General features: G+C 72.6%; 25 protein-coding genes. 14 read left to right on the top strand and 11 right to left on the bottom strand.

What is annotated here, in order from left to right:
• Positions 1 to 23 precede the first annotated feature (23 nt).
• Positions 24 to 884, bottom strand: coding sequence for an endonuclease/exonuclease/phosphatase family protein (locus WME75_RS25090; protein WP_437475915.1), 861 nt, complete (start codon positions 882 to 884; stop codon positions 24 to 26).
• 110 nt (positions 885 to 994) lie between these two features.
• Between WME75_RS25090 and WME75_RS25085 the strand changes: the two genes are divergently transcribed.
• The 3 genes from WME75_RS25085 (at position 995) to WME75_RS25075 (ending at position 3,728) form a co-directional block, all read left to right on the top strand.
• Entirely contained in the window at positions 995 to 1,426 is a 432-nt protein-coding gene (locus tag WME75_RS25085) for a hypothetical protein (RefSeq protein WP_437475914.1), read from the top strand.
• An 82-nt stretch (positions 1,427 to 1,508) separates the two neighbouring features.
• Complete coding sequence (locus WME75_RS25080) at positions 1,509 to 2,507, top strand: SDR family NAD(P)-dependent oxidoreductase (protein ID WP_437475913.1); 999 nt, start codon at positions 1,509 to 1,511, stop codon at positions 2,505 to 2,507.
• Positions 2,508 to 2,582: 75 nt separating this feature from the next.
• Positions 2,583 to 3,728 carry a DegT/DnrJ/EryC1/StrS family aminotransferase gene (locus tag WME75_RS25075; RefSeq protein WP_437475912.1) on the top strand — a complete coding sequence of 382 codons (1,146 nt, stop codon included), beginning with the start codon at positions 2,583 to 2,585 and terminating at the stop codon, positions 3,726 to 3,728.
• Here the strand turns inward: WME75_RS25075 and WME75_RS25070 are convergent.
• Positions 3,717 to 4,427, bottom strand: a complete 711-nt coding sequence (locus WME75_RS25070; RefSeq protein ID WP_437475911.1) for a nucleotidyltransferase family protein — start codon at positions 4,425 to 4,427, stop codon at positions 3,717 to 3,719. The genes WME75_RS25075 and WME75_RS25070 overlap by 12 nt on opposite strands.
• Positions 4,428 to 4,614: 187 nt before the next feature.
• Between WME75_RS25070 and WME75_RS25065 the strand changes: the two genes are divergently transcribed.
• Positions 4,615 to 4,971, top strand: a complete 357-nt coding sequence (locus tag WME75_RS25065; protein ID WP_437475910.1) for a hypothetical protein — start codon at positions 4,615 to 4,617, stop codon at positions 4,969 to 4,971.
• A gap of 53 nt (positions 4,972 to 5,024) precedes the next feature.
• Complete coding sequence (locus WME75_RS25060; protein ID WP_437475909.1) at positions 5,025 to 5,351, top strand: hypothetical protein; 327 nt, start codon at positions 5,025 to 5,027, stop codon at positions 5,349 to 5,351.
• A 27-nt stretch (positions 5,352 to 5,378) separates the two neighbouring features.
• Here the strand turns inward: WME75_RS25060 and WME75_RS25055 are convergent, their stop codons facing one another.
• A complete protein-coding gene (locus WME75_RS25055) occupies positions 5,379 to 6,113 on the bottom strand; it encodes a tetratricopeptide repeat protein (protein ID WP_437475908.1) in 735 nt (244 codons plus the stop codon).
• Between the two features lie 137 nt (positions 6,114 to 6,250).
• On the opposite strand from WME75_RS25055, the gene WME75_RS25050 reads away from it, so the two are divergent.
• Positions 6,251 to 6,667, top strand: a complete 417-nt coding sequence (locus WME75_RS25050; RefSeq protein WP_437475907.1) for a tellurite resistance TerB family protein — start codon at positions 6,251 to 6,253, stop codon at positions 6,665 to 6,667.
• A gap of 133 nt (positions 6,668 to 6,800) precedes the next feature.
• Positions 6,801 to 7,658, top strand: a complete 858-nt coding sequence (locus tag WME75_RS25045) for a serine/threonine protein kinase (protein WP_437475906.1) — start codon at positions 6,801 to 6,803, stop codon at positions 7,656 to 7,658.
• Between the two features lie 86 nt (positions 7,659 to 7,744).
• On the opposite strand, the gene WME75_RS25040 is transcribed toward WME75_RS25045, so the two are convergent.
• Positions 7,745 to 8,245, bottom strand: a complete 501-nt coding sequence (locus WME75_RS25040; protein ID WP_437475905.1) for an FKBP-type peptidyl-prolyl cis-trans isomerase — start codon at positions 8,243 to 8,245, stop codon at positions 7,745 to 7,747.
• 121 nt (positions 8,246 to 8,366) lie between these two features.
• Between WME75_RS25040 and WME75_RS25035 the strand changes: the two genes are divergently transcribed.
• From WME75_RS25035 to WME75_RS25010, 6 genes are all read left to right on the top strand, one after another.
• A complete protein-coding gene (locus WME75_RS25035) occupies positions 8,367 to 10,205 on the top strand; it encodes a hypothetical protein (RefSeq protein WP_437475904.1) in 1,839 nt (612 codons plus the stop codon).
• Positions 10,206 to 10,220: 15 nt separating this feature from the next.
• On the top strand, positions 10,221 to 11,135 hold the full coding sequence (locus tag WME75_RS25030) for a matrixin family metalloprotease (RefSeq protein WP_437475903.1): 915 nt from the start codon (positions 10,221 to 10,223) through the stop codon (positions 11,133 to 11,135).
• Between the two features lie 89 nt (positions 11,136 to 11,224).
• Positions 11,225 to 12,508, top strand: coding sequence for a hypothetical protein (locus WME75_RS25025; protein ID WP_437475902.1), 1,284 nt, complete (start codon positions 11,225 to 11,227; stop codon positions 12,506 to 12,508).
• 94 nt (positions 12,509 to 12,602) lie between these two features.
• A complete protein-coding gene (locus WME75_RS25020) occupies positions 12,603 to 13,235 on the top strand; it encodes a TetR/AcrR family transcriptional regulator (protein WP_437475901.1) in 633 nt (210 codons plus the stop codon).
• The gene (locus WME75_RS25015) at positions 13,232 to 14,143 is read left to right on the top strand and encodes an alpha/beta fold hydrolase (RefSeq protein WP_437475900.1); all 912 of its coding nucleotides are present in this window, start codon (positions 13,232 to 13,234) and stop codon (positions 14,141 to 14,143) included. The genes WME75_RS25020 and WME75_RS25015 overlap by 4 nt, the downstream gene beginning before the upstream one ends.
• A 211-nt stretch (positions 14,144 to 14,354) precedes the next feature.
• The gene (locus WME75_RS25010; RefSeq protein ID WP_437475899.1) at positions 14,355 to 15,557 is read left to right on the top strand and encodes a PAS domain-containing protein; all 1,203 of its coding nucleotides are present in this window, start codon (positions 14,355 to 14,357) and stop codon (positions 15,555 to 15,557) included.
• Here the strand turns inward: WME75_RS25010 and WME75_RS25005 are convergent.
• The 4 genes from WME75_RS25005 to WME75_RS24990 all read right to left on the bottom strand — a co-directional run bounded on the left by WME75_RS25005 (position 15,530) and on the right by WME75_RS24990 (position 19,784).
• Complete coding sequence (locus WME75_RS25005; protein WP_061617136.1) at positions 15,530 to 15,766, bottom strand: hypothetical protein; 237 nt, start codon at positions 15,764 to 15,766, stop codon at positions 15,530 to 15,532. The genes WME75_RS25010 and WME75_RS25005 overlap by 28 nt on opposite strands.
• Positions 15,767 to 16,296: 530 nt before the next feature.
• Positions 16,297 to 18,360 (bottom strand): OPT family oligopeptide transporter, encoded by a 2,064-nt coding sequence (locus tag WME75_RS25000; protein WP_437475898.1) that lies wholly within the window; start codon positions 18,358 to 18,360, stop codon positions 16,297 to 16,299.
• Positions 18,361 to 18,489: 129 nt separating this feature from the next.
• Positions 18,490 to 19,092 (bottom strand): hypothetical protein, encoded by a 603-nt coding sequence (locus tag WME75_RS24995; RefSeq protein WP_437475897.1) that lies wholly within the window; start codon positions 19,090 to 19,092, stop codon positions 18,490 to 18,492.
• A 269-nt stretch (positions 19,093 to 19,361) separates the two neighbouring features.
• A complete protein-coding gene (locus tag WME75_RS24990; RefSeq protein WP_437475896.1) occupies positions 19,362 to 19,784 on the bottom strand; it encodes a hypothetical protein in 423 nt (140 codons plus the stop codon).
• Positions 19,785 to 19,968: 184 nt separating this feature from the next.
• Between WME75_RS24990 and WME75_RS24985 the strand changes: the two genes are divergently transcribed.
• Positions 19,969 to 21,408, top strand: coding sequence for a thioredoxin family protein (locus WME75_RS24985; RefSeq protein WP_437475895.1), 1,440 nt, complete (start codon positions 19,969 to 19,971; stop codon positions 21,406 to 21,408).
• A 50-nt stretch (positions 21,409 to 21,458) separates the two neighbouring features.
• On the opposite strand, the gene WME75_RS24980 is transcribed toward WME75_RS24985, so the two are convergent.
• The 3 genes from WME75_RS24980 to WME75_RS24970 all read right to left on the bottom strand — a co-directional run bounded on the left by WME75_RS24980 (position 21,459) and on the right by WME75_RS24970 (position 22,824).
• Positions 21,459 to 21,632 carry a hypothetical protein gene (locus WME75_RS24980; RefSeq protein ID WP_437475894.1) on the bottom strand — a complete coding sequence of 58 codons (174 nt, stop codon included), beginning with the start codon at positions 21,630 to 21,632 and terminating at the stop codon, positions 21,459 to 21,461.
• Between the two features lie 75 nt (positions 21,633 to 21,707).
• Positions 21,708 to 22,130, bottom strand: coding sequence for a hypothetical protein (locus tag WME75_RS24975; protein WP_437475893.1), 423 nt, complete (start codon positions 22,128 to 22,130; stop codon positions 21,708 to 21,710).
• A gap of 82 nt (positions 22,131 to 22,212) precedes the next feature.
• Positions 22,213 to 22,824: an HAD family hydrolase gene (locus WME75_RS24970; protein WP_437475892.1), complete on the bottom strand. Its 612-nt coding sequence runs from the start codon at positions 22,822 to 22,824 to the stop codon at positions 22,213 to 22,215.
• Positions 22,825 to 22,869 lie beyond the last annotated feature (45 nt).

Genomic DNA, 22,869 nt, shown 5'->3' with positions numbered 1-22,869 from the left:
CCGGCAGCCCGCCGGAGCGAGCCCTAGATCGAGAGCTCCGACAGCACCCCGTAATGATCCGAGGCGGCGACGCCGTCCTCGAGCTCCTCGAAGACGACCCGCGACGAGAGCGGCTTGCCCCGCCCTTGCTTGTCCGGGCCCCGGACGAAGACGTAGTCGATGCGGCGCGGGTACTCGTTCGTGATCGCCGCGAACGGGTTCCGCACGGGATCGAAGGTGAACCCGGGGCCCTTGCCCGTCTGATCGAAGGTGTCGGCGAAGTACACGCTCTTCTGGTTCAGGGCGTGCAGCCCCTTCATGAATCGGATCTCCGTGGACTCGGGCTGAGCGTTGAAGTCGCCGACCACGATGGGCGGCAGGCCGTCCATGGGCGCCTCGCGCAAGACGACCTCGGCCACGGCCGCGACCTGCGCCTCGCGCACGGCGCCGTGGTGGAACTTCCAGTTCAGGTGGGTGACGAAGAACGGGATCACGCCGCGAGGCGACGCGAGCTCGGCGAGCAGGATCGAGCGCTTCTCGTCGGTCTCGCCCGTCGGCAGGGGGAACGCCTGGCTCCGCCGGATCGGCCAGCGCGACAGCACGGCGTTGCCGAAGAGCACGCCGCCGCCGAGGTCGTGCGCGGCGCCGAACGCGGCCTCGTAGCCGAGCCCCTCCGCGATGTCGTCGGCCAGCGACCGGCCCTCGTACGACAGCACCTCCTGGAGCCCGACCACGTCGGGGTCGAGCTCGCGAACGCCCTTCCGGATGAGGCCGAGGCGCGCCTCCCACGGGTCGTGGCGGTTCCAGATGTTCAGGGTGAGCACCCGCAGGCAACTCTGGGCAGCCGCGCCGGAACCGCCGTGCACGGCGCCGCCGGCCCCGGTGCCTTCTCGAGGACGAACCATGCCGACGGGCTACGCCAGCTGCGCGTCCGAATCCAGCCGTGATACGAAGGGCTCGGCGCAAGCCGCTCCCTTCCGGCGCGGAAGGGCGACCTTGACCGGGAGAACCCTGAATGATCGCGAGTGCTCCTCGAAGGGGGCGGCCTGGAACGGCCTCCTTCCGATCTCGAACCCCGCTCCGCCTGGCCGAAAGCCTCCTCCTGCTCGCGCTGCTCGCCGGCTGCGACAGCAAGATGGAGCCCAAGGAGTGCGACAAGCTCCGCGGTGACGCCTTCGAGATGGTGAACAAGGCGCAGCACTGCAACACGGACGTCGACTGCCGCCAGAGCGAGTGGCCGGGCTGTGCGAAGCCCATCAGCAATGCGACCTCCGACAAGATCAAGCCCCTCGCGGAGAGCTACAAGACGGGCCAGTGCGAGGAGCCCAAGGTCGACTGCAAGAGCCCGCCGCAGTCCTACTGCAAGCAGGGGCTCTGCGTGCACCGCGAGATCGGCGCCCCGGAGGGGGCGGGCAACACGCCCACCGACCAGATCCAGATCCAGTGATCGCGGCGGCGTCGCCCGACCGCGAGCCCCGCGCGTCGGTACGCGCTTGACGCGCGCACCCGCAGAGGCCACGGACGCGGCCGTGAGCGAAGGCTTCTATCGCGGCAAGCGGGCCGTCGTGACCGGCGCCGGCGGGTTCATCGGCAGCCACCTCGTCGAGGCGCTGGTCCGGGAGGGCGCGCGCGTGCGGGCCCTCGTCCGGTACACCTCGGGCTCGCGGCGCGGGCACCTCGACCGGCTCCCCGAGGACGTCCTCGCGCAGGTGGAGGTCGTCCCCGGCAACGTGGAGGACGCGGGCGCGGTCCGGTCGCTCGTGCGCGGCGCCGACGTCGTGTTCCACCTCGCGGCCCTGATCGGCATCCCGTACTCGTACGTGGCCCCGCAGCAGTACGTCGCGACGAACGTGCAGGGCACGCTGAACGTCCTCGAAGCGGCGCGCGAGCACGGCGCGCGCGTGGTCCACACCTCGACGAGCGAGACCTACGGCACCGCGCGCTACACCCCGATCGACGAGGCCCACCCGCTGACCGGCCAGTCCCCGTACTCGGCCACGAAGATCGGCGCCGACAAGCTCGCCGAGAGCTACCACCTCTCCTTTGGCCTCGAGGTCGCGACGATCAGGCCGTTCAACACCTACGGCCCGCGGCAGTCGTCGCGCGCGATCATCCCGAGCGTGATGCAGCAGCTCGCCGCCGGGAGCGCCGCGCTCCGCATCGGGAGCACCGCGCCGGTGCGGGACCTCAACTTCGTGTCCGACACCGTCGCGGGCTTCCTCCTCGTCGGCTCGAGCGCGCGGGCCGTCGGGCAGACGCTCAACGTGGGGAGCGGGCGCGCCATCTCCATCGGCGATCTCGTCCGGCTCATCTTCGAGGTGACCGGCAAGCGCGCGGAGCTCGTGACGGACGAGGCCCGGGTGCGCCCCGACGCGAGCGAGGTGATGGTGCTGCTCGCCGATTTCCGCCGCGCCACGGAGCTCGTCGGCTACGCGCCCCGCGTGCCGCTCGAGGAGGGGCTCGCGCGCACGTACGCCTATGTCGAGCGCCACCTCGCCGAGTACCGGCCCCGCGAGTACGCGATCTGACGCACGACGCCGCGCCGTCCGGGCGCCTCACGCTCGGCTCTCCGGCGCGGCGCCGGCGGGGATGGATGGAACGCCATGTGGAAGATACCTCTCAGCGATCTCTCGTTCGGGCCTGAAGAAGCGGAGGCCGCGCGGCAGGTCGTCGCGTCGGGCTGGCTGACGATGGGGGAGCGGACGGCGCAGTTCGAGCAGAAGCTCGGCGAGGCGCTCGGCACCCCGAGGGTGCTCGCCGTGACGAACTGCACCGCCGCGCTGCACCTCGCGTACACGGCGCTCTCGGTGGGCCCCGGCGACGAGGTGATCTGCCCGAGCCTCACGTTCGTGGCGACCGCCAACGCCGCGCTCCAGTGCGGCGCGAACGTGGTGCTCGCCGACATCGTCGGCGACGACGACCTCGGCGTCGACCCCGCCGACATCGCCCGCAAGATCACCCCGAGGACGCGGGCGATCGCGGTCGTCCATTACGCCGGCTACCCCTGCGACATGGACGCGATCGCCGCGATCGCGGCCGAGCGGGGGATCGCCGTGGTCGAGGACGCGGCGCACGCGCCGCTCGCGAGCTACCGGGGCAGGGCGCTCGGGACGCTGGGCGACGTCGGCTGCCTGAGCTTCTTCTCGAACAAGAACCTCGCGGTCGGCGAGGGGGGCGCCGTGATCGCGAAGGACGACGCGCTCCTCGCGCGCATGCGGCTCCTCCGCGCGCACGGGATGACGACGCTGACCCTCGACCGGCACAAGGGGCACGCGTTCACGTACGACGTCGTGGCCGCCGGCATGAACTACCGCATCGACGAGATCCGCAGCGCCATCGGCATCGTGCAGCTCGGCCGGCTCGCGGCGGGCAACGCGCGGCGGCGGGCGCTCGTGGCGCGCTACCACGAGCGCCTCGCCGGCCTGCCGGGCGTCGGGCTCCCGTACCGCGACTTCTACGCGCGCGGGCTGGGCGAGAGCGCGCACCACATCATGCCGGTGCTCCTGCCCGAGGGCGCCTCGCGCGAGGCCGTGATGGAGGCCATGAAGGCGCGCGGCGTCCAGACGAGCGTGCACTACACGCCGATCCACCGCTTCTCGCACCACGGCGCCTCGGACCGGGTGCGCAAGGAGGGGCTCTCGCGGACGGACGCGATCGCGGGCCGCGAGCTCACGCTCCCGCTCCACCCGCGCATGCAGGACGCCGATGTCGACGCCGTGTGCGAGGCGCTCGCCGCGTCACTCCGGTAGGTACCGCTGCCGGTTCTTCTCGAACTCCTCCTGCGCCTCGGCGAAGTCGTCGCTCCTGCCGATGTCGAGCCAGTGGCCCCGGAAGGGGAAGGTGGCCACCTGCTCGCCGGCGTCGAGCAGCGCGTGCATGAGGTCGTCGAACCCGAACGGCCGGCCCTCCGGGATGAAGCGCAGCACGGAGCGGCTCATCGCGTAGATGCCCATGCTGACCCAGAACGTGTACGTGGGCTTCTCGCGGAACCCGACGACGCGCCCCTCGGGGCCGAGGTCGAGCACGCCCAGGTCGATCTTCGAGGCGCGCTCGCAGACGGCGACGGCGAGCGGCGCTCCGGCCGCCTCGCCCGTGCGGTGGAGCGCCGCGAAGTCGATGTCGCTGAGGATGTCGCCGTTCATCACGAGGAAGCGCTCCGGCAGGTCCCGCTCGATGACCCGGAGCGGGCCCACGGTCCCGAGCGGCGTGTCCTCGCGCTGGTAGGAGAGGCGCAGCCCGTACCGCCTCCCCTCGCCGACGACCGCCTCGATGAGGGCGGCCTGGTGGCCGACGCACATCACCACGTCGGTGACCCCGGCGTGCGCGAGCTGCCGGAGGAGGATCTCGACGATCGTGTGATCGCCGATCGGCATCAGCGGCTTCGGGATAAGGGCGGTGTAGGGGCGGAGCCGGGAGCCTTTGCCGCCGGCGAGCACGACTGCCTTCATGCGGTGACGTATACCCACGCGCTGCTCGGACGGGGGACCATTCCGCAGAATTTCGCGCTCATCCGGCCCGCCGCGTCCTCTCCGATTGACTCTCTTACGGCTGCTCTTTAGTGATGGAGAGCGTCCCGCGGCAGGTCAGCCCCTGCGCGGCGCGATTCAACCTTCACAGGCGGCTTGGGCAGCAATCATGACGATGGTCCCCCCGTCCCGTACCCCCGGAAGGAAGCGCCGGAAGCTCGGATATCGCGGCAGCGGCACCTTCGCCATGTGCAGCGCCGGCCCGCACCCGGGCGGTCCGCTCTTCCGGCAGCTCTGCACGCTCGCCGACCGCTTCAGCGCGTGCCCGGACGACCCGGCCGCGGCGCAGATCGGGAGCGTGCTCTCCCTGCTCGCCTTCTACGCAACGAAGCCGAACGACCGGGATTTCCGGCTGTCGTTCGGCTCCTTCGTCATGGACCTCGCCCTCGCCGACGAGGAGCGCGCGCGGGCTCGGGCCGAGGGCGACGGGCCCGTCCCCTACCGGCGTCCGCTCCTCGCTCGCTGACCTCGGCTGCGATGAGCACGCGCGAATTACCGACGCGCCCCGCGGGGCGCAGCATGCGGACGGCCTCTGCCTCGGTCGTCCTGATCGTGAGCGCCAGCGAGCAGCTCGCGGAGCGTTGCCGCCGGCTGGTCTTCGTCGAGGGCGCCGACCTGCTCGCGTGCGATCTCGTGTCGCTGCGCGGGAGCGCGGCCTGGCTGAACCCGCTGGCCATCGTGATGACCCAGGACGTGCGGGCGTTCGATCCGGAGGGGTTCATCGAGCTGTCGCGGCGCATCGGCGCGGAGCTCGTCGTGCTCCCGTCCGAGAGCGTCTCGGACACGCAGCTCACCGCGATGATCACGGCGGCGCTGGACATCGCCCTGCGCCGCCGGACCGACTGACGCGATCGGGCCGCGCCGGCGATCGCGTCAGTCGCGCGGCGGGAGGACGTCGCCGGACCGGCTCGCCAGCAGGCACCCCTCGTCCAGGCCGAGCTTGCACGCCTTGGTGAACAGCTCGACCGACTTCGGTCCGTCGCGCTTCACGCCTTCGCCCTGCGCGTGGAGGTGCCCGAGCTCGACGCAGGCGGGGGCGTTGCCGCGCTCGCAGACGCGCTGGAACAGCGCGGCCGCGCGCCCGGCGTCGGCGCTCGCGCCCTGGCCGTGGAGGTAGGCCCTGCCGGCCGCGAGGCAGCCGAGGTTCGCGCCCGCGTGGCACGCGCGCGCGTGCCAGTAGAGCGCCGCCGCGTCCGCCGCGTCCGCCGCGTCGGCGTTCTCGGGGGGCGCGAGCCGATCGTGGTACGCGTCGCCGAGCCGCAGGCAGCCCCGCGCGCTCCCCTCCGCGCACGCCTCCTTGAACAGCCCCATCGCTCGCCCCACGTCGACCGAGACGATCGCGCCGCCCAGGTACATCGATCCGAGCGTCACGCAGTCCTCGATCTGGTGGTCGGTGCAGCCGTTCGTGCAGCCCACGAGATCGTCCCGCTCGCACGGCAGCCGGAGCGGCGGTGGGGCGGCTTCGGCCGGCGCCGCGGCGGGCGGCGTCGCCGCGGTGGCAGGCCGGAGGGGCCCCGCGGCGTGGCGCGGCGTGATCGTGGCCGCGCCGCCGCAGCCGCAGAGGAGGAGCGCGCCGAGGAGCGCCTGGGCGAGTTCACGCACGTGCATCCTCGAACTCATGACACACCGGTCGCCCTCTCCCAACGCCGCCCGCGGAGGCGTTTGCCCCGGACGCGCCGGGGGCCGGGGCGCGCCGGGGGCTGGTCCCCCGCCGGGCCTCGGTGTAGACGGATCCGATGCCGCTCATGAGCCCTCCTCCGCTGCAAACGCTTGACGAGCCCAACCTCGAGGCGCTCGTCGAGCTGATGTTCCTCGCGGCGTTCGCCGACGGCGAGTTCAGCCAGGAGGAGAAGGTGCATTTCGCGCGGAGCGTGGAGTCGCTCACGGACCGGCGGATCCCTCAGAGCACGATGGACGAGCTCATCCGTACCGTGGTGGAGCAGCTCCAGAAGGAGGGCCGCGCCGCCCGGCTTGCGTCGCTCAAGGAGCGGCTCGCCACCCCGCAGGCCCGGAAGGTCGCCTTTTTCCTGGCCGCCCAGGTCGTGGTCTCCGACGGGATCGTCAGGACCAGCGAGCGCGAGCTCCTGCTCGACGTCGCCGCGGCGCTCGAGCTCGATCAGACCGAGGCCGCGGACGTCCTGCGGAAGCTCGCGGCTTCATGAGCGTCCGGCCGGTCTCGGCGCGCTGCGCCCGGGCCGTCCCGGGGGTCTGCTCGGCCGCGGGGGCGCGCTCCAGGGCGGGGCGAGCGCCGCGGGGTGAACGGGCGCCGTCGTTTTCGGTTACGATGGCGTCGCCGTGACCTGGTCCTCGACTGGCAGTTTCCTGATCCCGTTTCCGGTGCCGGGCTCAGCGCTGACCTCCACCCGGGGCACGTACATGATCGGGGCGCTCATCGGCGACGGCCAGTATGGCTCGGTGTACGAGTGCAGCGGGCCGTTCGACCAGGTGTACGCCCTGAAGATGCTGCGGCCGGCCAACAAGCCCTACCAGGTCGTCAAGGAGGAGTGGTCGCGCGAGATGCTCCGCCTGGAGAGCTTCCGCCACCCGAACATCGTCTACATCCACGACGCGTTCGAGGTGAACTACCTCTTCTACCTGGCGCTCGAGCGGTGCGACACGAGCCTCCGGGCGCTGCTCGGCACCCCGTTCCAGCCGCCCTTGCTCCTGGAGCTCGCGCGCCAGCTCCTGATGACGCTGCAGTACCTGCACGACAACGGCGTCGTGCACGCCGACCTGCACGCGGGCAACGTGCTCATCTCCCAGCTTGACCACAGGCCGCTCGTCAAGCTCACCGACTTCGGCGTGGCCCACCAGCTCGACGGCGTCACCCGCTGGTTCCGCCCGCAGGTCGCGAACCCGAAGATCCTCGTGCCCGAGCTCGTGACGGCGGGCTACACGACGACGCAGAGCGACCTCTACCAGCTCGGGCTTCTCATGTACCAGATGCACACCGGCCAGCCGGCCATCGACGTGAACGCCCCTTACGAGGAGATCACGCGGCAGATCGCCGAGGGGACCCCGCGGCAGAAGGCCGAGGCGCTCGGCACGCCGCTGAGCCAGGTGGTCGCCAAGCTGCTGCGCCGCCGCGACGCTTACCGCTATTTCTCCGCGCGCGACGTCTGGGACGACCTGCGTCAGCTCCGCTGGACGTAGCGCGCTCTCCGCTGCGCCCGCGGCGCGCTCCGGGCTACACCTCCCTCGCGTCGCCCGCGGCGCACCTCGTCTCCCTGGGCGCCTCCTTACTTCTTGGCCGGCGCGGCTGCGTCGTTCGGGGCGTCGCCGATGCCGAGCAGCTCGATGTCGAAGACGAGCGTCGCCTTGCCCGGGATCTTCGGCGGGCTGCCCGACTCGCCGTAGGCGAGGGGCGAGGGGATCGTGAGCTTGCGCTTGCCGCCCACCTTCATCCCGACCACGCCCAGGTCCCAGCCCTTGATGACCTCCGTATTGCCGAGGGTGAACACGAACGGCTCCCGGCCGACGGAGGAGTCGAACTCGGCGTTGGTCTTGAGCAGGCGCCCTGTGTAGTGGACGCGGACCTTGTCGCCGTCCTTCGCCTCCGGGCCGGTGCCCACGACGGTGTCTTCCTTGATGAGGTCGGCGGGCTCCGGCTCGGCGGGCTTCACCTGCGGCACGGCGCTGCCCGGCGGCAGATCCGGTTCGGGGACCTTGTCCTCGCAGCCCGCGACCGGACCGAGGAGGACAGCGCAGGAGAGGGCGAGGACGATTTGGATAGGCTTCATGCCGCCACCTCTTACGCACCCCGCGCGGCCCGATCAACGGTCTCCCGCCGCGCCCGGGTCCCGGGGGCGGGCCGGGTTTCCGTTGCGGCGCTCCGGCCCGCGCGGTTAGGGTGCGGCCACCTTGGCTCGTGCGTTCTCCGTCGCTGCCCTGGCGATCGCCGAGGGAGGCGCCAATGCCGTCGGCGCCGTGCGCTTCACCTGCGCCGAGACGGAGCTCGAGGTCGAGCTGGTCCGTGTCGCCGGCTACGCCGAGGGGTTCGCCCTGGGCGCCGTGGCGGCGCCGGTCCGCTTCGGGGTCCCCTACACCGCGATCCGTGGCCTCTTCCGTCGCGGCAAGGCGCTCTGCGTGGCGCTCGATCCGTCCGCGTGCTCGCCGCACAACTGCTTCGTCCTCGCGCGCTTCGAGGGCGATCTCCCCGGCGTGCCCGGCGTGATCTCGCCGGCGGCGATGGAGGCGATGGAGAGCGCCTACCGCGCGCGCCTCCGCGCCCGCGCGGCGAGCTGGATCGCGCCGGCGCCGGTCGGCGTGCTCGCGGCCGGCCTGTCCCCCGACTATCTCGCGAGCGGCCCGCTCGGCACCGCGTCGCTCGCGCTCCTCGTCGGGCTCGCGACCTGGCTCGCGCTGCGCTTCGCCGCGCGGCTCGTGACCTGGGGAGGCCTGCCCTCGGATCGCCTGCGCGACGCGCTCGTGGCGGAGCTGTCGCGCCGCATGGGCTTCGCGTCGGACCGCCTCGCGGCCTCGACCCCCGACGCGCCGGCCGCGCCCGTGTTCGCGCCCCGGCCGACGCCGCTCGGCGCGCAGCCCGGGCGTGAGCGCGGCGGTGAGGACGGGTTCGACGCCCTCCCGCTCCGGGCCCGCGTGCTCGTGCCCGCGGCGCTCGCCGTGGTCGGCATCGTGGCCACGATGGCGTTCGTGCAGCGGTTCGCGGCGCCCCGCGACCTGCCTCCGGCCGAGCGGCGGGCGGCGCGCGGCGTCGGTCCGACGGCCCGCGGAGCCGCCGCAGCGCTCCTCTCGAGCGAGGCCCGGGAGCGCGCCGAGCCGTCGTTCCCGCACTGCCTCTGTGACCGCGCCGACTCGCCGCTCTGGCGGCAGGGGGTGCCGATCCTCAGCGTGCTCGGCTCGACCGGGCCCGACGATGGCGCCGGGGTGATCGCGCCGATCCTGCGGCGAGACCGGGCGGAGGACGACGAGGCCGCCGCGGAGCCGGGCGAGACCGGCGTGGAGCCGGCCGATGCCGGCGCCGAGCCGGCCGATGCCGGCCGCGATGGGGGCGGGCGCCCGCCGCGGCCGGCGCGTGGCCGCTACGATTTCGAGCTCGCGGTCGTGAACAACAGCGGCGCTCCCGTGAGCGACTTCCGCGTGCTGCTCACGTTCGCGCGGCGCGATCGCCGCGACGAGCGCGCCGGGATCACCGAGCGCGGTCTGTTCTGGGAGGGCGCGCTCGGGCCGGGGCGCGCGGTGAAGTGGCACGTCGAGGCGCCCGGGACCGAGGTCAAGATCGAGCCGGGGGTGACGGGCCTGCTCGACGGCGAGACCGGGGTGGCGTCGCCTGACGCGTTCTTTGAGCTGACGCGCGCGCGCTACCGCGTGGTGCGCATCCACGCGGCGATGATGCTCGCCTGGCTCCGCGACCCGCGCGCCCGCGACGCGCTCCTGTCGCTCCTGCCCGCCGCGTCCGGGGAGGAGGAGAAGCTCGGGCGGATCCGGCGTGCGACGGCCGACGTCGTCCCGTGCTCGGTCGCGGTGGAGGAGGGACGGCTACGCGCGTGCCTCTTCAACGGCGGCGTGGCTCCGCTGCGGGGCGTCACGCTGCGCGAGGTCGCGGCGGGCGAAGGAGGGGCGCCGCGTGCCTGGCCCATCGCGGCGACCTTGCCGGTCCACGAGGGGGTGGAGGTGACGCTGCCCCTCGAGGGGAGCGCGGCGCCCGAGGAGCTCGAGGTGGTGCCGCAGGGCCGCTGAGACGATGATGAGGGGATGAAGAGAGGCTTCCGGGCCGCGCTCGCCCTGGTCGCGGCGCTCGCGGCCGCGCTGGCGCAGCTCGCCGGGGCCCGCGAGGCCGCCGCCTGGGCGCCGCTCGATCTCGAGGTCGTCCCCCGCTGGAGCGCGCTTCCGGTCCGTTACCACATCCATCACAAGACGATCCCGGGTCCGCTCTCCGGCTTCGCCGCCGCCGGCATCGAGGCCGGGTTCGCGGCCTGGTCGAGCCCCGCGTGCACGGCGTGGGAGACCGAGCTCCTCGGCGACACGGACGCCGGCTACGACTTCGACGACGGCAAGAACGTGTTTCTCTGGCTCAGCGACAGCTGGCCTGCCGAGCTCGGTCGGACCGACTCGGTGATCGCGATCACGATGCCGGTCTGGGGTACCGACAGCGTCATCGACGACGCGGACATGGTGTTCAACAACGTGGGCTTCTGCTGGGACGACGCCGGCGAGGGCGACTGCATCGATCTGCGGTCGATCGCCACCCATGAAGAGGGGCATTTCCTTGGCCTCGGCCACTCGAACGTGCGCGGCGCGACGATGCTCGGGACCTACCGGGGCGGCACGTCGGCGCGCACCCTGGAGGACGACGACATCGAAGGGGTCTGCGCGCTGTATCCGATCGGCGGGACGACCGTCGCGAGCTCGGGCGCCGGCTCGGGCGGCGACGCCGGCTGGGGCGGCGGCGCCGGCTGGGGCGGCGGCGCCGGCTGGGGCGGCGCGGCGCCGGAGACCGAGGACGGGCCGAAGAGCGGCGGCGTGGACGAGACCGAGGGCGACGCCGGCTGCTCCTGCTCGGGTGGCGGCCGGCAGCCGGGGGCTCCTGGAGCGCTGCCGCTCGCCGCGCTCGGCGCGCTCCTGTCGCGCCGGCGCCGGGGAGCTCGGCAGGCTCCGCGCGAGCGGTAGCAGGGCCGGGGCAGGAGAGCGGGCGCCCCGCGTTGGCGCGCGGACGGGCCCGCTTTACAACCCAGCGCAGCCGGGGCAAACGTGCCGCCATGCCCGAGCCGAGCACCGCAGCATTCGAGGCGGAGGTCGCGCGTGCCCTCCGCTCTCTTGAGGTCGATAGCTCCGTTCCCGCACTCGATCCGCTCGGCGATCCAGCCGGCGCGGCGCGCGCTTTCGCGGCGGAGGGCGACGGCGCGCCGTTGCTCCTCCGCGCGGCGCCGGAGCTCGGCGCGCCGCAGCGCGACAAGGACGCGCGCTTCGGCCCGGCGCCGCGCGACCCCGTCTGGCTCCGGATCGAGCGCGGCGCGAGCGCCCTCCGGCTCGCGCCGCTGCGGCTCGCGGGCGCGGCCGGCGGCGCGGGTGGGGCAGGGGAGGGCGCGGCCGAGTCGCGCGATGCCGTGCGCGTCGAGGTGACCGCCGAGCAGCGTCCATGCTGCGCCGCCCCCACGTGCACGCGCGAGCGGACCCACGTTGCCGTCTGGCTCGCGCTCGCCCCGCCCGTGCCAGCGCGCCCCGGGGCAGCCCAGCGCCTGCTCGTCGCCGAGGCGCAGGACCTCGATCCCGGCCGGGCGGAGGCGCTCGTCGAGGCGGTGGCGGCGCCGCTCGCGGCCGCGCTGCGCCTCCCGCTGGCGACGGCGCGCGGGGCCGAGCCGCCCGGCGCCATCGCCCCGCGGCCCCTCCCGGAGGTTGCGCCCGCGCCCGCGCTGACGGCCGCCGCGCTGGCGCGGTTCGCGATCCGGAGCGAGGGCGAGCTCCTCGTCGTGCGGGACCACGCGAGCCAGGGACCGCGCGCGGCCGCGACCCGCAACGCGCTCATCGGCGCCGTGCTGCTCGTCGCCGCGCTCGCGCTGTGGATCCAGACCATGCGGAGCGCCTCCGCGGGCGACAGCGGCATCGCGATCGGCGTCGGCAGCGCCGCCGCGCTGCTCTCGCTCGCGGGCTACGCCTTCCTCGGCGTCGCCCGGTTCTCGTCCCGGTATGCGGCGCGCTCGGTCCCGGTGGCGTCGTTCGGTCCGGGCCGCTTCGTCGTCGCCCCCTGGGTGAGCCGCACCGGCGCGATCGACCTGCGCCCCGAGGGCAGGCTCGGGGCCGCCATCTCCGCCGGGGAGGTCCACGGCGTCGGCGTGCAGCCCCGCGGCGACCGCTTCGCGGTCGAGATCGAGAGCGACCACGGCCCCATCGACGTCCTCCTCACCGACCGCGAGGACGTCGCGCGCTACTGGCGCGACGCCATGGATCGCGCCGTCGCGTCGGTCCGCCACCCCGGCGGCCCTTCCGCCAAGCAGCGCCTCCGCGCGCGCTCCCAGGCGCAGCCGTCCACCGCGGCCAGCTGAGCCGCGGCTGGGCTGTCGCGAGGTCGCGCTCATCGGAGGCGAGGCGTACCTGCCCGCTTGCGCGTCGCCTGCCTCCATGTAATGAACACGTTCAGTGAACGCGTTCACTCAAAAGCCTGGCCGCCGTGACGCCCAGAGGGACGCGACGCGCGCCCGGATCCTCGAGACCGCGCGCGACCACTTCGAGCGTCACGGCTTCGAGGCGGCGAACGTCCGCGCCATCGCCGCGGACGCGGGTGTCGCCGCGGGCACGGTCCTCCTCCACTTCGCCGACAAGCGCGACCTGCTCCACGCCGCGCTGTTCGACGACCTCGCCGCCACCGCGGCCGAGGCGGTCCGCGACGACGAGCCCGGCACCCTCGAGCAGCGGATCCACCGGCTCGGGGCCGCGTTCTTCGCGTACTACGCCCGCAGGCCGACGCTGTCGAAGACGCTGCTCCGCGAGGCGCTCTTCGCCGACCCGCCGTGGCAGGCGCGCTTCACCGAGCAGGTCGCCGCGGTGCACGGCCGCGTCGTCGCGCTCTTCAACGCCGCCCGCGCGCAGGGGGAGGTCGCCGACGACGCCGACGCCGCGCTCTTCGGCGTCGCGTTCTTCTCCTTCTACTACTTCGCGCTGATCGCGTGGGTCCAGGGCGCGCACCCGTCGCCCGTCGCCCTGCTCGATCGGCTCGTCGCTCAGCACCTCTGCGGCCTCCGCCCCGCAGCCAATGTCAGGAGGGCTCGATGACGTCATCCATCATCTTTCGCAGTCCAGAGGCGCGCGCGCGCATCGCCGCGTGGTTCGAGCGGTTCCGCGAAAAGGTCCCGGTCCCGGCCCGAGCGCGCGAGGTCTCGACCCGCTTCGGCGCGACGCACGTCCTCGTCGCCGGCCCCGAGCACGCCCCGCCGCTCGTCTGCCTGCACGGCGCGCTCGCGAGCTCCGCGCATCTCCTGCCCGAGCTCGGCCCGCTCCTCACGCGCTATCGCGTCTATGCGCCCGACGTCATCGGCCAGTCCGTCAAGAGCGCCGACGTCCGCCTGCCGCTCGACGGCCCCGCCTACGCCGAGTGGCTCACCGACGTCCTCGACGCGCTCGGGCTCGCGCGCGCCCACCTCCTCGGCGTGAGCTGGGGAGGCTTCGTGGCCCTGCGCATGGCCCAGATCGCGCCCACCCGCATCGATCGGCTCGTCCTGATCGTGCCGGGCGGCCTCGTGTCCGGCCCGGTGTGGCAGGGCCTCACGCGCGTGGCCATCCCGATGGCCCTCTACCGCGCGTTCCCTTCCGAGGAGCGGCTCGCGCGCCTCCTCTCCGGGCTGTTCTCCACGCACGACGACCTGTGGGGCCCCTACTTCGGCGACGCGGTGCGGAGCTACCGGCTCGACATGCGGGTGCCGCCGCTCGCCACGCCGGAGGCCCTCGCCGGCTTCGCGCGGCCCGCGCTCGTGTTCGGCGCCGACGACGACGTGAGCTTCCCCGGCGCCAAGCTGCTCGCGCGCGCGAAGGTGCTCCTGCCGCGCGCCGAGGCCGAGCTGCTCGAGGGGTGCCGCCACTCGCCCCCCACCGACGACGCCTTCCGCGCGCGTCTCGGCGAGCGCATCGCGCGCTTCCTCGGGCCCGACGCCGCGTCGCCCCGGCTCGCCCCCCAGGCCGGGTGAGTCACCCCTTCCGCGCGCCGGCTAGCGACACGCAGATCCGCGATCGCGACGATCCGACGGCTGCTGACGTAGCGGGCGCTGCTCGGGAAATTGCATCGACAGTGGAATCCGCCCGGGCAGCGCGGCCGGTGCGCGCCGGCCGGTAGTGCATGCAGGACGGCAACGACCGCTCTCGACGACCGGCAGGCGATCGGGGTAAAATTTTTTGTGCATGACCGTTTCCACTGCGTCTCAGGAAGAAGTCGAGGCCGGACAGCTTGCGCGCAGGCGTGCGCTCCTTTTTGAGCGGGCGCCGCTTGCGATCGTCCAGTACGGCATGGATCTCACGATCGAGGACTGGAACGGTGCGGCCGAGCGCCTGTTCGGCCATGCGCGTCACGAGGCGCTCGGCCGGCGCGTGGACGAGCTGTTGCCGGCGTCCGGCGACCCCGATGCGTGGCGGCGGCTCCTCGCGGAGGACGGCGCGGCGCCGCGGGTGTGGAGCCACGTCAGCAAGGGCGGCGGCGTGGCGTACTTCGAGTGGCGCCACGAGCGCCTCCTCGACGAGCGCGGCGAGGTCAGCGGCGTCGGGGTGTTCGGGCAGGACGTGACGGAGCGGAGCGAGCAGCTCCGCCGCCACCAGCAGAAGGAGGTGATCCTGCGGACCGTCACGCAGACGCTGCCGATCGTCGTCTGGGCGATCGACGCGGAAGGGATGTTCACGTTTCACGAGGGCAAGGGGGTCGACGGCGCGGGGCTCCAGGAGGGGGAGCACCTTGGCCACAACGTGTTCGAGCTCTACGCCGGCTCGGAGGGCGTCGACGTGCTGCGACGAGCGCTCGCGGGCGAGGCATCCCATTCGCACTCCGCGACGCACGGGGTGTTCTGGGAGAACTGGGAGATCCCCGTCCGCGACGAGCGAGGAGATGTGTACTCGGTCGTCGGCGTCACCCTCGATATCAGCCAGGCGAAGAGCACGGAGCAGGATCTCCGGACCAAGCTGGAGCTCATCGAGCGGCAACAGCAGGTCATCCGCGACCTGTCGACTCCCATCATCCAGGTGTGGGAAGGCGTGCTGACCTTGCCGATGATCGGGGTCCTCGACAGCCAGAGGACCGCGGAGGTGATGGATACCCTCCTCGAGGCGATCGTGCGCACGGGCGCGCGTTACGCGATCCTCGATCTCACCGGCGTCGACATGGTGGACACGAAGACGGCGAGCTACCTCCTCGATCTGGTCGGCGCGATCCGGCTCCTCGGCGCCGAGGGCATCGTCACGGGCATCCGGTCGAACGTCGCCCAGACCATCGTGAGCCTCGGCCTCGATCTGGACAAGATCACGACCCTCGGCAACCTCCGCGCCGCGCTCCAGCACTGCATTCGCCAGATGAACAAGGAGGCGGCGGCTCACGCCACGCGATCGATCGCCCCCTGAACGCCCTCCTGCTTGGAGCAGTGCGCACAGCAGTAGAACGCCCCGCCGGCCTCGATGCCGTGCCCGACGATCCTGCAGGCGCAGTGGGCGCACACTGGCGCGAGCTTGTGAATCGCGCACTCGAAACAGTCGAACGTGTAGGTCGTGCCGCCCACCATGATCTGGAAGGCCTTGTCGTAGCTGTTGCCGCAGCAGTCACACGTGTTCATGAAAACCTCTCGATGGTTAGGGGATGACGTTACGCCGCGCTGAAAGCGGAGCCGGCCCTCGCGATCACACCGGGCTCCCTGGGCGGCTGCCCCGGCGCCGGCGGGTCTTCGATCTCCGGAGAGGGCTCTCCGGGCGCGGGAGGCGGGGGCGGGGGATCCCGACGCGCCGGCTCGCCCGGATCCGGGTCGCGCCGCGGCGGCTCGCTCGGCGCAGGATCCTGCACCGGCGGACCCGGTTCGGGATCACCGACCGGCGCGGGGCTGGGCGTTCCTCGGGACGGGGGCGCATTCACCGGCATGAAAGGTCCTCTCCTCGCGCGTCCTGCGTTGAGCTCGGTTTGACGCGATGCAAACAAGGCTGCATGAACCGCGCCACGAGCGCTTCCGAGCGGAGCGCCTCGACGGGGCGACGCGCTGCGCCCACCGTGGCTCGCCGTGGGCCCCGAGGGCGCGCATTCCTGTCACACTGAGGCGCCGCTGCAGGCCGCCGCGAGCGGGCCGGATGGGCCCGCCCGGCGACCGGGGGCGCTTCACTTCGGGAGGAAGTCGAGGAGCTGCCCGAGCGCCTTGGTGAGGCTCGCGGCTTCCAGCACGTCCGGCAGCACAAGCACGCCGAGCACGCTCAGGCCGATGCCCATCAGCGAGCCCCCGGCGATCACGCCCGCGCAGATGGCCTCGGTGTTCTCGGCGGCGAGCGCGTACCAGGGCCGCTTGACCGGCGCGGGGGGCGCCTCGGTGAGCCCGCCGGGCCCGGTCGCGCTCAGCCGCGCTTCGCGCTCGTTGTGCTCGCGCGTCCTGTGCCATGTCGCGGCGCGCCGCTCGATGAGCCAGAAGAGGAACGAGCCGAGGAACATCGACCAGATGTCGGTGAAGTTCAGGATGAACGCGAGCCCGAGGGCGACCGCGGAGAGGGGGAATCGGTTCTTCGTGATCTGCTTCGTGACCTCGACGACGACGCCGACGATCGCCCCGACCACCACCGCGGACTTGGCGGTCGGGTGGAGGAAGTCGATCCCCTTCATCAGCACCTCGGCGACGGCCTTCCAGGTGAGCGCGCTCGGGACCGGCAGCCTCTCCGTCCCGTAGCGCCCGATGTCCCCCTGGATGAGCACGAGATACCAGACAGGCACCGAGAGCACGAGCCCCGCGACCGCCCCGAGCACGTGCCCCAGCGCCTGGTGGCGCGGCTTGCCGCCGAGCATGTAGCCCGGCTTGATATCCATCAAGAGGTTCGCCGTGTTGCTCGAGACCTCCGCCGTGATCCCGGCCGTCATCAGGTTCGTCGTGATGTTCTTCGGCGCGAGGACGCCGTACGTGAGCTGCGTCAGCTTGCCGAGCGCCCCGACCGGCGTGATCGCCGTCATGCCCGTCGAGTTGACGGCGATGAGCGAGAAGATGAACACGAGCGGGATCGCGAGCACCCCGAGCCACCAGGAGATGCCGAACCAGAGCTCCCCGAGCACGACGACGACCAGGCCGACGATGGGGATGCCGATGATCGACAGCTTCACCGGCAGCTCGATGTCCGCGAGCACGTCCCTCGCTCCGCCCTTCTTGGAGAGGCCCCGGAACGCGTCGAGGATCACCTTGGGCTTGGAGAAGAAGGCGTAAAGCGAGGACGTCGTCATGCACGCGACGCCGCCCCAGAGCGCCCAGAGCGTGATCTGCCCGAACCCGTAGTGCCCGTTCCTCGGCAGGATGATCCCGTGCTGGATCAGGAGGGGGGCCAGGATCCAGTAGTTGAGGACCCCTCCGAGGAGGAGCGACGCGCCGGTCCGGATGCCCATCAGGCCGCCTGTGGCGACGAAGATGATGCTTGTGTCGAAGCGGATCGTGAGCTCGTTCAGGGGGATGCCCCGGATCGCCGGCGAGACGCCCCCTCGCTTGAGCAGGTCGGCGAACCAGCCGTGATAGAAGAGCTCGTCGTAATAATGGGGGATGCTCTTCAGCGCGAAGAGCGCGCGCATCACCTTGTCGTCGCGGAGGAGCTCGAGGGCGGCGCTCGCGAGGCCGCCGCCGAGGAGGAGCTTCGCCTTGAAGAGCCCCTCCTTCGCGTCGCTCTCGTGCAGCGCGTCCATGACGACGCCGGCGGCCATGCCCTCGGGGAAGGGGAGCTGCTCGTCGTTGATGAAGCGCTTCTTCATCGGGAACGCGAAGAGCACGCCGAGGATGGCGAGGATGAACATCCAGATCATCGCCCGGCCCATGGGGATGATCGTGGTCGTGACCATCGAATAGGCCGCGAGGCTCGTGAAGAGCGGCGCGTTCATGTATCCGGCCGACGTCGCGATGGACTGCATCGCGTTGTTCTCGAGCACGGTCATGTCGCGGCCGAGGCCCAGCCTGGAGAGCACCTTGAAGAGCCCGAAGGCCAGGATCACGCTCGTGATCCCGACCCCGAGAGACCAGCCGGTGCGCGCGCCGATGTACAGGTTCGTGAGCGAGAGGAACGCGCCGAGGAGCATGCCCGTGATCGCCGAACGCCACGTGAGCTGAGGCATGTCGCCGCGGTAGACGTTCTTCAGCCACCATGTGTCCTTCTCTTCGAGGGACATGGTGTGAATCTGCTCGGGCGTGAGCTGCTTGATGGCCATCCGGCGACCTCCGCGCACCTTGTACCATGGTGAGCGACGCCTCGTGCAGCTCTTCGCCGCGCGCCCCCGCGCCGCGCCCAGGACTCTGCGGCAGCGACGGAATTGCTGGTCTCGTGTCGTGAAGCCCGCTCAGTCGCTATCGCGAGCGCTGCCGGCGAAGGCGTCGTCCCGGTTGGCGAAGAGCACGTTGAACGTGGTGAGCGTGCCGTAACAGCCGGTGATGTACGCCTGGAGCTGGACCTTCTCTGCGTCGGTCAGCCCCTCGTGCGCGTTGATCTTCTGCTCCAGCACGCGGAGCTTGTCGCGCAGCATGACGATCTTGTGGAAGAACACGTCGAGCGGGATGCGCTTCTCGGACGTGCCCTCCTTCCCTGGCCGGAGGACGATCTCCCCGCCTTCCCAGCGGCCACCCATCTCGGCGCGGCCGACGCCGAGCTCCTCGGACAGCACCTCGCGCAGCACACGACGGAACTCGTCGATATCCATGTCGATGTCGATCTCCCTTGGCAGCGGCGAACGGAGGGGCTGCGGCGCGGCTCCGGGACGGCGCTCCGGCAACGGCGAGCGCTCGACCGGCCGCGACCTGCCGCCCGAGCCGCGCGGCTGACCTGCGGCCCGGGGAGGAGGAGGCGGCGGCGGCGCGCCCCTGGCCCGATAGCGGCCGCACGTCGCGGTCGCCTTGATCGGCGGCGGGTACACCTCGAGGGCGCAGTCGCCGACGCGACCGCGCACTGGATCCTCATGCACCCGGGTGTATGCCGCGCAGCTTCCGCACCGGCCCGCGTAATCGTTCACGGCGGCGGCACTGTACCAGCTTTGCGTGCGTCCGGGGGGCGCATTGTCGGCGCAGGGTCGAGCTTGCCAGCGACGCCGCGCTCCGGCCGGGATCCCGCGCGCGCCGTCCGGGCCGGCTCACCGCCCGCGCCGCCGCTCCCTCGCCGGCCGCCGGCCCGTCGTGCGCCGCAGCCGCGTCGCGGGGCTTCAAGTCCTACCAGGCGGGCTCAGCCATGTTCACGGGCGAGCTGCGCCCGCCGCCTGGCCAGCCACGCCCGCGCCTCCGCCTCTTCGTTGGCGAAGTGGGCGGCGACGTCGACCCCCGTGGCGAGCGCATAGCCCCGGAGAACCAGCTCGGTCATGACCCTCCCCGTGAAGGTCACGCGGTAATAGACCACCCCGCGGATGGGCGGCACCCTGCCCGATTCCTTGACGACCCTTTTCCGGGACTCGGCCGGAATGCGGCCCACCTGGACCACGTCGCCGGTGACCAGCATGTAGCGCTGCCCGGCCAAATGGGACGCCATGAAATCGAAGAACCGCACCACCTCGTCCGGCGAGACGTCGCCCCGCAGCAGCAGATCCACGGTGTCCTCGTGTTCACCGATGCGGACCGTATGCTCCCCTATCCTCAGCACGCGCGCGATCATGTGGGCTCCCCCTGAGGTGTTGTGCTGGCGTCCCCGGCAAGCTGCGCCGCCGCCGTCCCCCCTGCAGGCGAGCACGAGGTCGGCCTACGGTAAGTATGTACGCGCCGCGCCGACGGCGCGTCAACGTGGGGGATCGCCTGTCGCAGGGAGGGCGAGGCCGCCGCTGCTGGGCTACCCTTTGCCCGTGCGTTCCCCGGCCTCGCTCTCCGCTCTCCTCGCTCTTGCCTCGCTCGCCGCCTGCGCCGCCGATTCGTCCCCGCGCGCGTCGGCGCCCCTGGCCGCCGCGGCGTCCCCGCCCGCCGCCAGGCCGGAGCCGGCGGCGGCGGCGCGGCCGCCGCTCGAGTTCATCCGCGACGACCTGCCGGGGGCGCGCGAGAAGGCCCGGGCCGAGGGCAAGGCGCTGTTCGTCGATGCGTGGGCGCCGTGGTGCCACACCTGCCTGAGCATGAAGCATTACGTGCTGACCGATCCGTCGCTGCGCCCGTTCGCCGATCGGGTGGTGTTCGCCGACATCGACACGGATCGACCGGAGAACGCGCCGTTCCTGGAGCGGCACGAGGTGACGGTGTGGCCGACGTTCTTCGTCCTCGAGCCGTCGGACGGCGAGGTGGTCGGGCTCTGGCGGGGCGCCGCGTCGGTGCAGGAGCTGCGCGAGCTGCTCCGCGAGGCGCTGCACGCGATGGATTCCCGGGCGGCCTCGGCGCTGCCCGCGGACGACCCGAACCGCCTCCTGGTCGAGGCGAAGCGGGCCCACAGCGCCGGCGATCACGCGGCCGCGGCGTCCGCCTACCGGCGCGCCGTGGCGCGGGGCGGCGAGGCGTGGCCGCGGCGCAGCGAGGCGCTGCTCGGCCTCGTGTCGGCGCTCCGCAGGAAGGACGCCGCGGCGTGCGCGGAGCTCGGCAGGGCGCACGTCGGCGAGGTGAAGGGCGCGGCGCTGCCCGCCGATTTCGCGAGCGTCCTGCTCTCCTGCGCGGCCGCGCTCCCCGACGGCAAGGCCCAGCGGGCCGTGCGCGAGGCCGCGGTCGCCCGGCTCAGGTCGATCGTCGAGAGCCCGCCCGCGGACTCGAGCGCGGACGACAGGGCCGACGCGTGGGGCCTGCTCGCCGAGGGGCTCCAGGCGCTCGGCGACGCGGCCGGCGCCCGCGCGGCGAACGAGTCGAAGCTCGCCGTGCTGGAGCGGGCCGCGAAGGAGGCGAAGGCGCCCGAGGCGGCCGCCGCGTACGACTACGGGCGGGCCATGGCGTACCTCGCGCTCTCGCGCGGCGACGAGGCGGTCGCGATGCTGAAGGAGCGCGAGGCGCAGATGCCGGCGTCGTACGAGCCGCCCGCGCGGCTCGCGCAGGTGCTCCACGCGATGGGCCGCGAGGCGGAGGCGCTCGCCGCGGTGGAGCGCGCCGTCGGCCGCGCCTACGGTCCGCGCCGGCTGCGTTACCTGAAGCTCCGCGCGGAGATCCAGCAGCGGCTCGGGCAGGGCGCGGAGCAGGTCGCGACGCTGCGCGAGGAGGTGGCCGGCTACGAGGCGCTCCCGAAGGGCCTCGCCAGCCAGGCAGCGCTGGACGACGCGCGCCGCCGGCTCGCCGAGGCCGAGAAGGCCCAGCGGGGCGGCGGTGCGAAGAAGCGCTGACGCAGGGGCGCGGGCAGACGGGCGCGACCGGGCCCGGGCGCCTGCGCCCGCTACGGGCAGTCGCCGCCGATGCTCAGCCCGGTCGCGAGGAGGTGGTAGGCCTCCGGCTCTTCCGGCGACGTCACCGTGATATCCACGCTGATGTTGCACAGGACATAGGTGCTTGGACCGGCCTCCCACGAGAGGATCCCGGTGGCGCCGGTCGCGTGGACGGTGCTGCCCATCGAGCTCCCCGCCGGGTCCTCCGGTGCGTCCTCCTCTGGCGCGGGCACCCGTCTACGGGCAGCCGCCGTCCACGGTCACGTCGGCCAGTACGTCGCGGTGAAGTCGCCGCCCACGGGCTCGAGGCAGGAGGTGCTCTCCGAGACGTCCACCCCGGCCTGGTGCGCGCCGCACGCATTGCAATAGAACTGGCCGTCGCACCCGCAGACGCCCGGGCAATCCGCCGGACAGCCCCCGGGCCGGGCGGAGCACTGGCCCTCGCTGTCGAACGTTCCGCAGGAATCGTCGGGAAAGTCGCAGTACTCCTCCGCGCCGCAGATTCCCCCGCTGCGCCCGCCACAGGCAACCGGCGTCCCGCCGCCGCTCGAGATCGAGCCGGTGTCGCCGCCGGCACCCCCGGTGCCGCCCGCGCCGCCGCTGCCGGGCGGGATGTCGACGGAGCCGCCGCAGGCAGCGAGGAGGAGCCCGGAGAGAGCTGAGCGCAGGAGTGCATGGTTCATGGGCGGAGTATGCCACGACCGGCCCTGGGCCAGGAGCCGCAGGACGTATTCTGGGCTGTCTCCCGCGGCCTTCCGGCGTGGATCAACGATCCGGCCGCTCGGCGCGGAGCGCCCGGGGATCGACGAGGACCCACTGCATGCCCGCCGCCTTCGCGGACTCGATCCCCAGCACGGCGTCCTCGAAGACCAGGCACTGCGCGGGCTCGACGCCCAGGCGCTTTGCCGCCTCCAGGAACGGGTCGGGCGCCGGCTTGCCCCGCGCATAGTCCTCCGCCGCGACGACCACGTCGATGTACCCGCGGAGACCCAGGAATTCGAGCGTCTTCTCCACCGAGGCGCGAGGGCTCCCCGAGACGACGGCGCGCTTCGTGCGCGGAGGAGCGTCGCGGAGCGCGGACACGACCTCTGGCACGCCTCGGACGGTCGGCATCAGGCGGTAGTACGCGTCTTCCTTCGCCACGGAGATCTCGTCCGGCGGCATCCGCAGCCCGTACTTCTGGTTCAGGAGGTCGACGATGCGATCGGTCGGCATACCCGCCCAGCCGTAGAAATCCTCGTTGGTGAGCTCGCACCCGTGCGGGGCGAGCGCCTCGAGCCAGGCCCGATGATGGACCGGCATGGAGTCCGCGATCGTCCCGTCGCAATCAAAGAGGTAGGCGGCAAAGGATCCGGAGGGGAACACAAGTCCAGGCACAGGCCGGATCCTTAGCACATCGGTCGGCGTCCTGCGGTTGCTCCT

The sequence above is a fragment of the Sorangium sp. So ce1014 genome (assembly GCF_051521505.1).
Taxonomy (GTDB): Bacteria; Myxococcota_A; Polyangia; order Polyangiales; family Polyangiaceae; genus Sorangium.
Note: the sequence above shows the minus strand (reverse complement) of the source record. Positions and strands in the feature narration are given on the sequence as shown.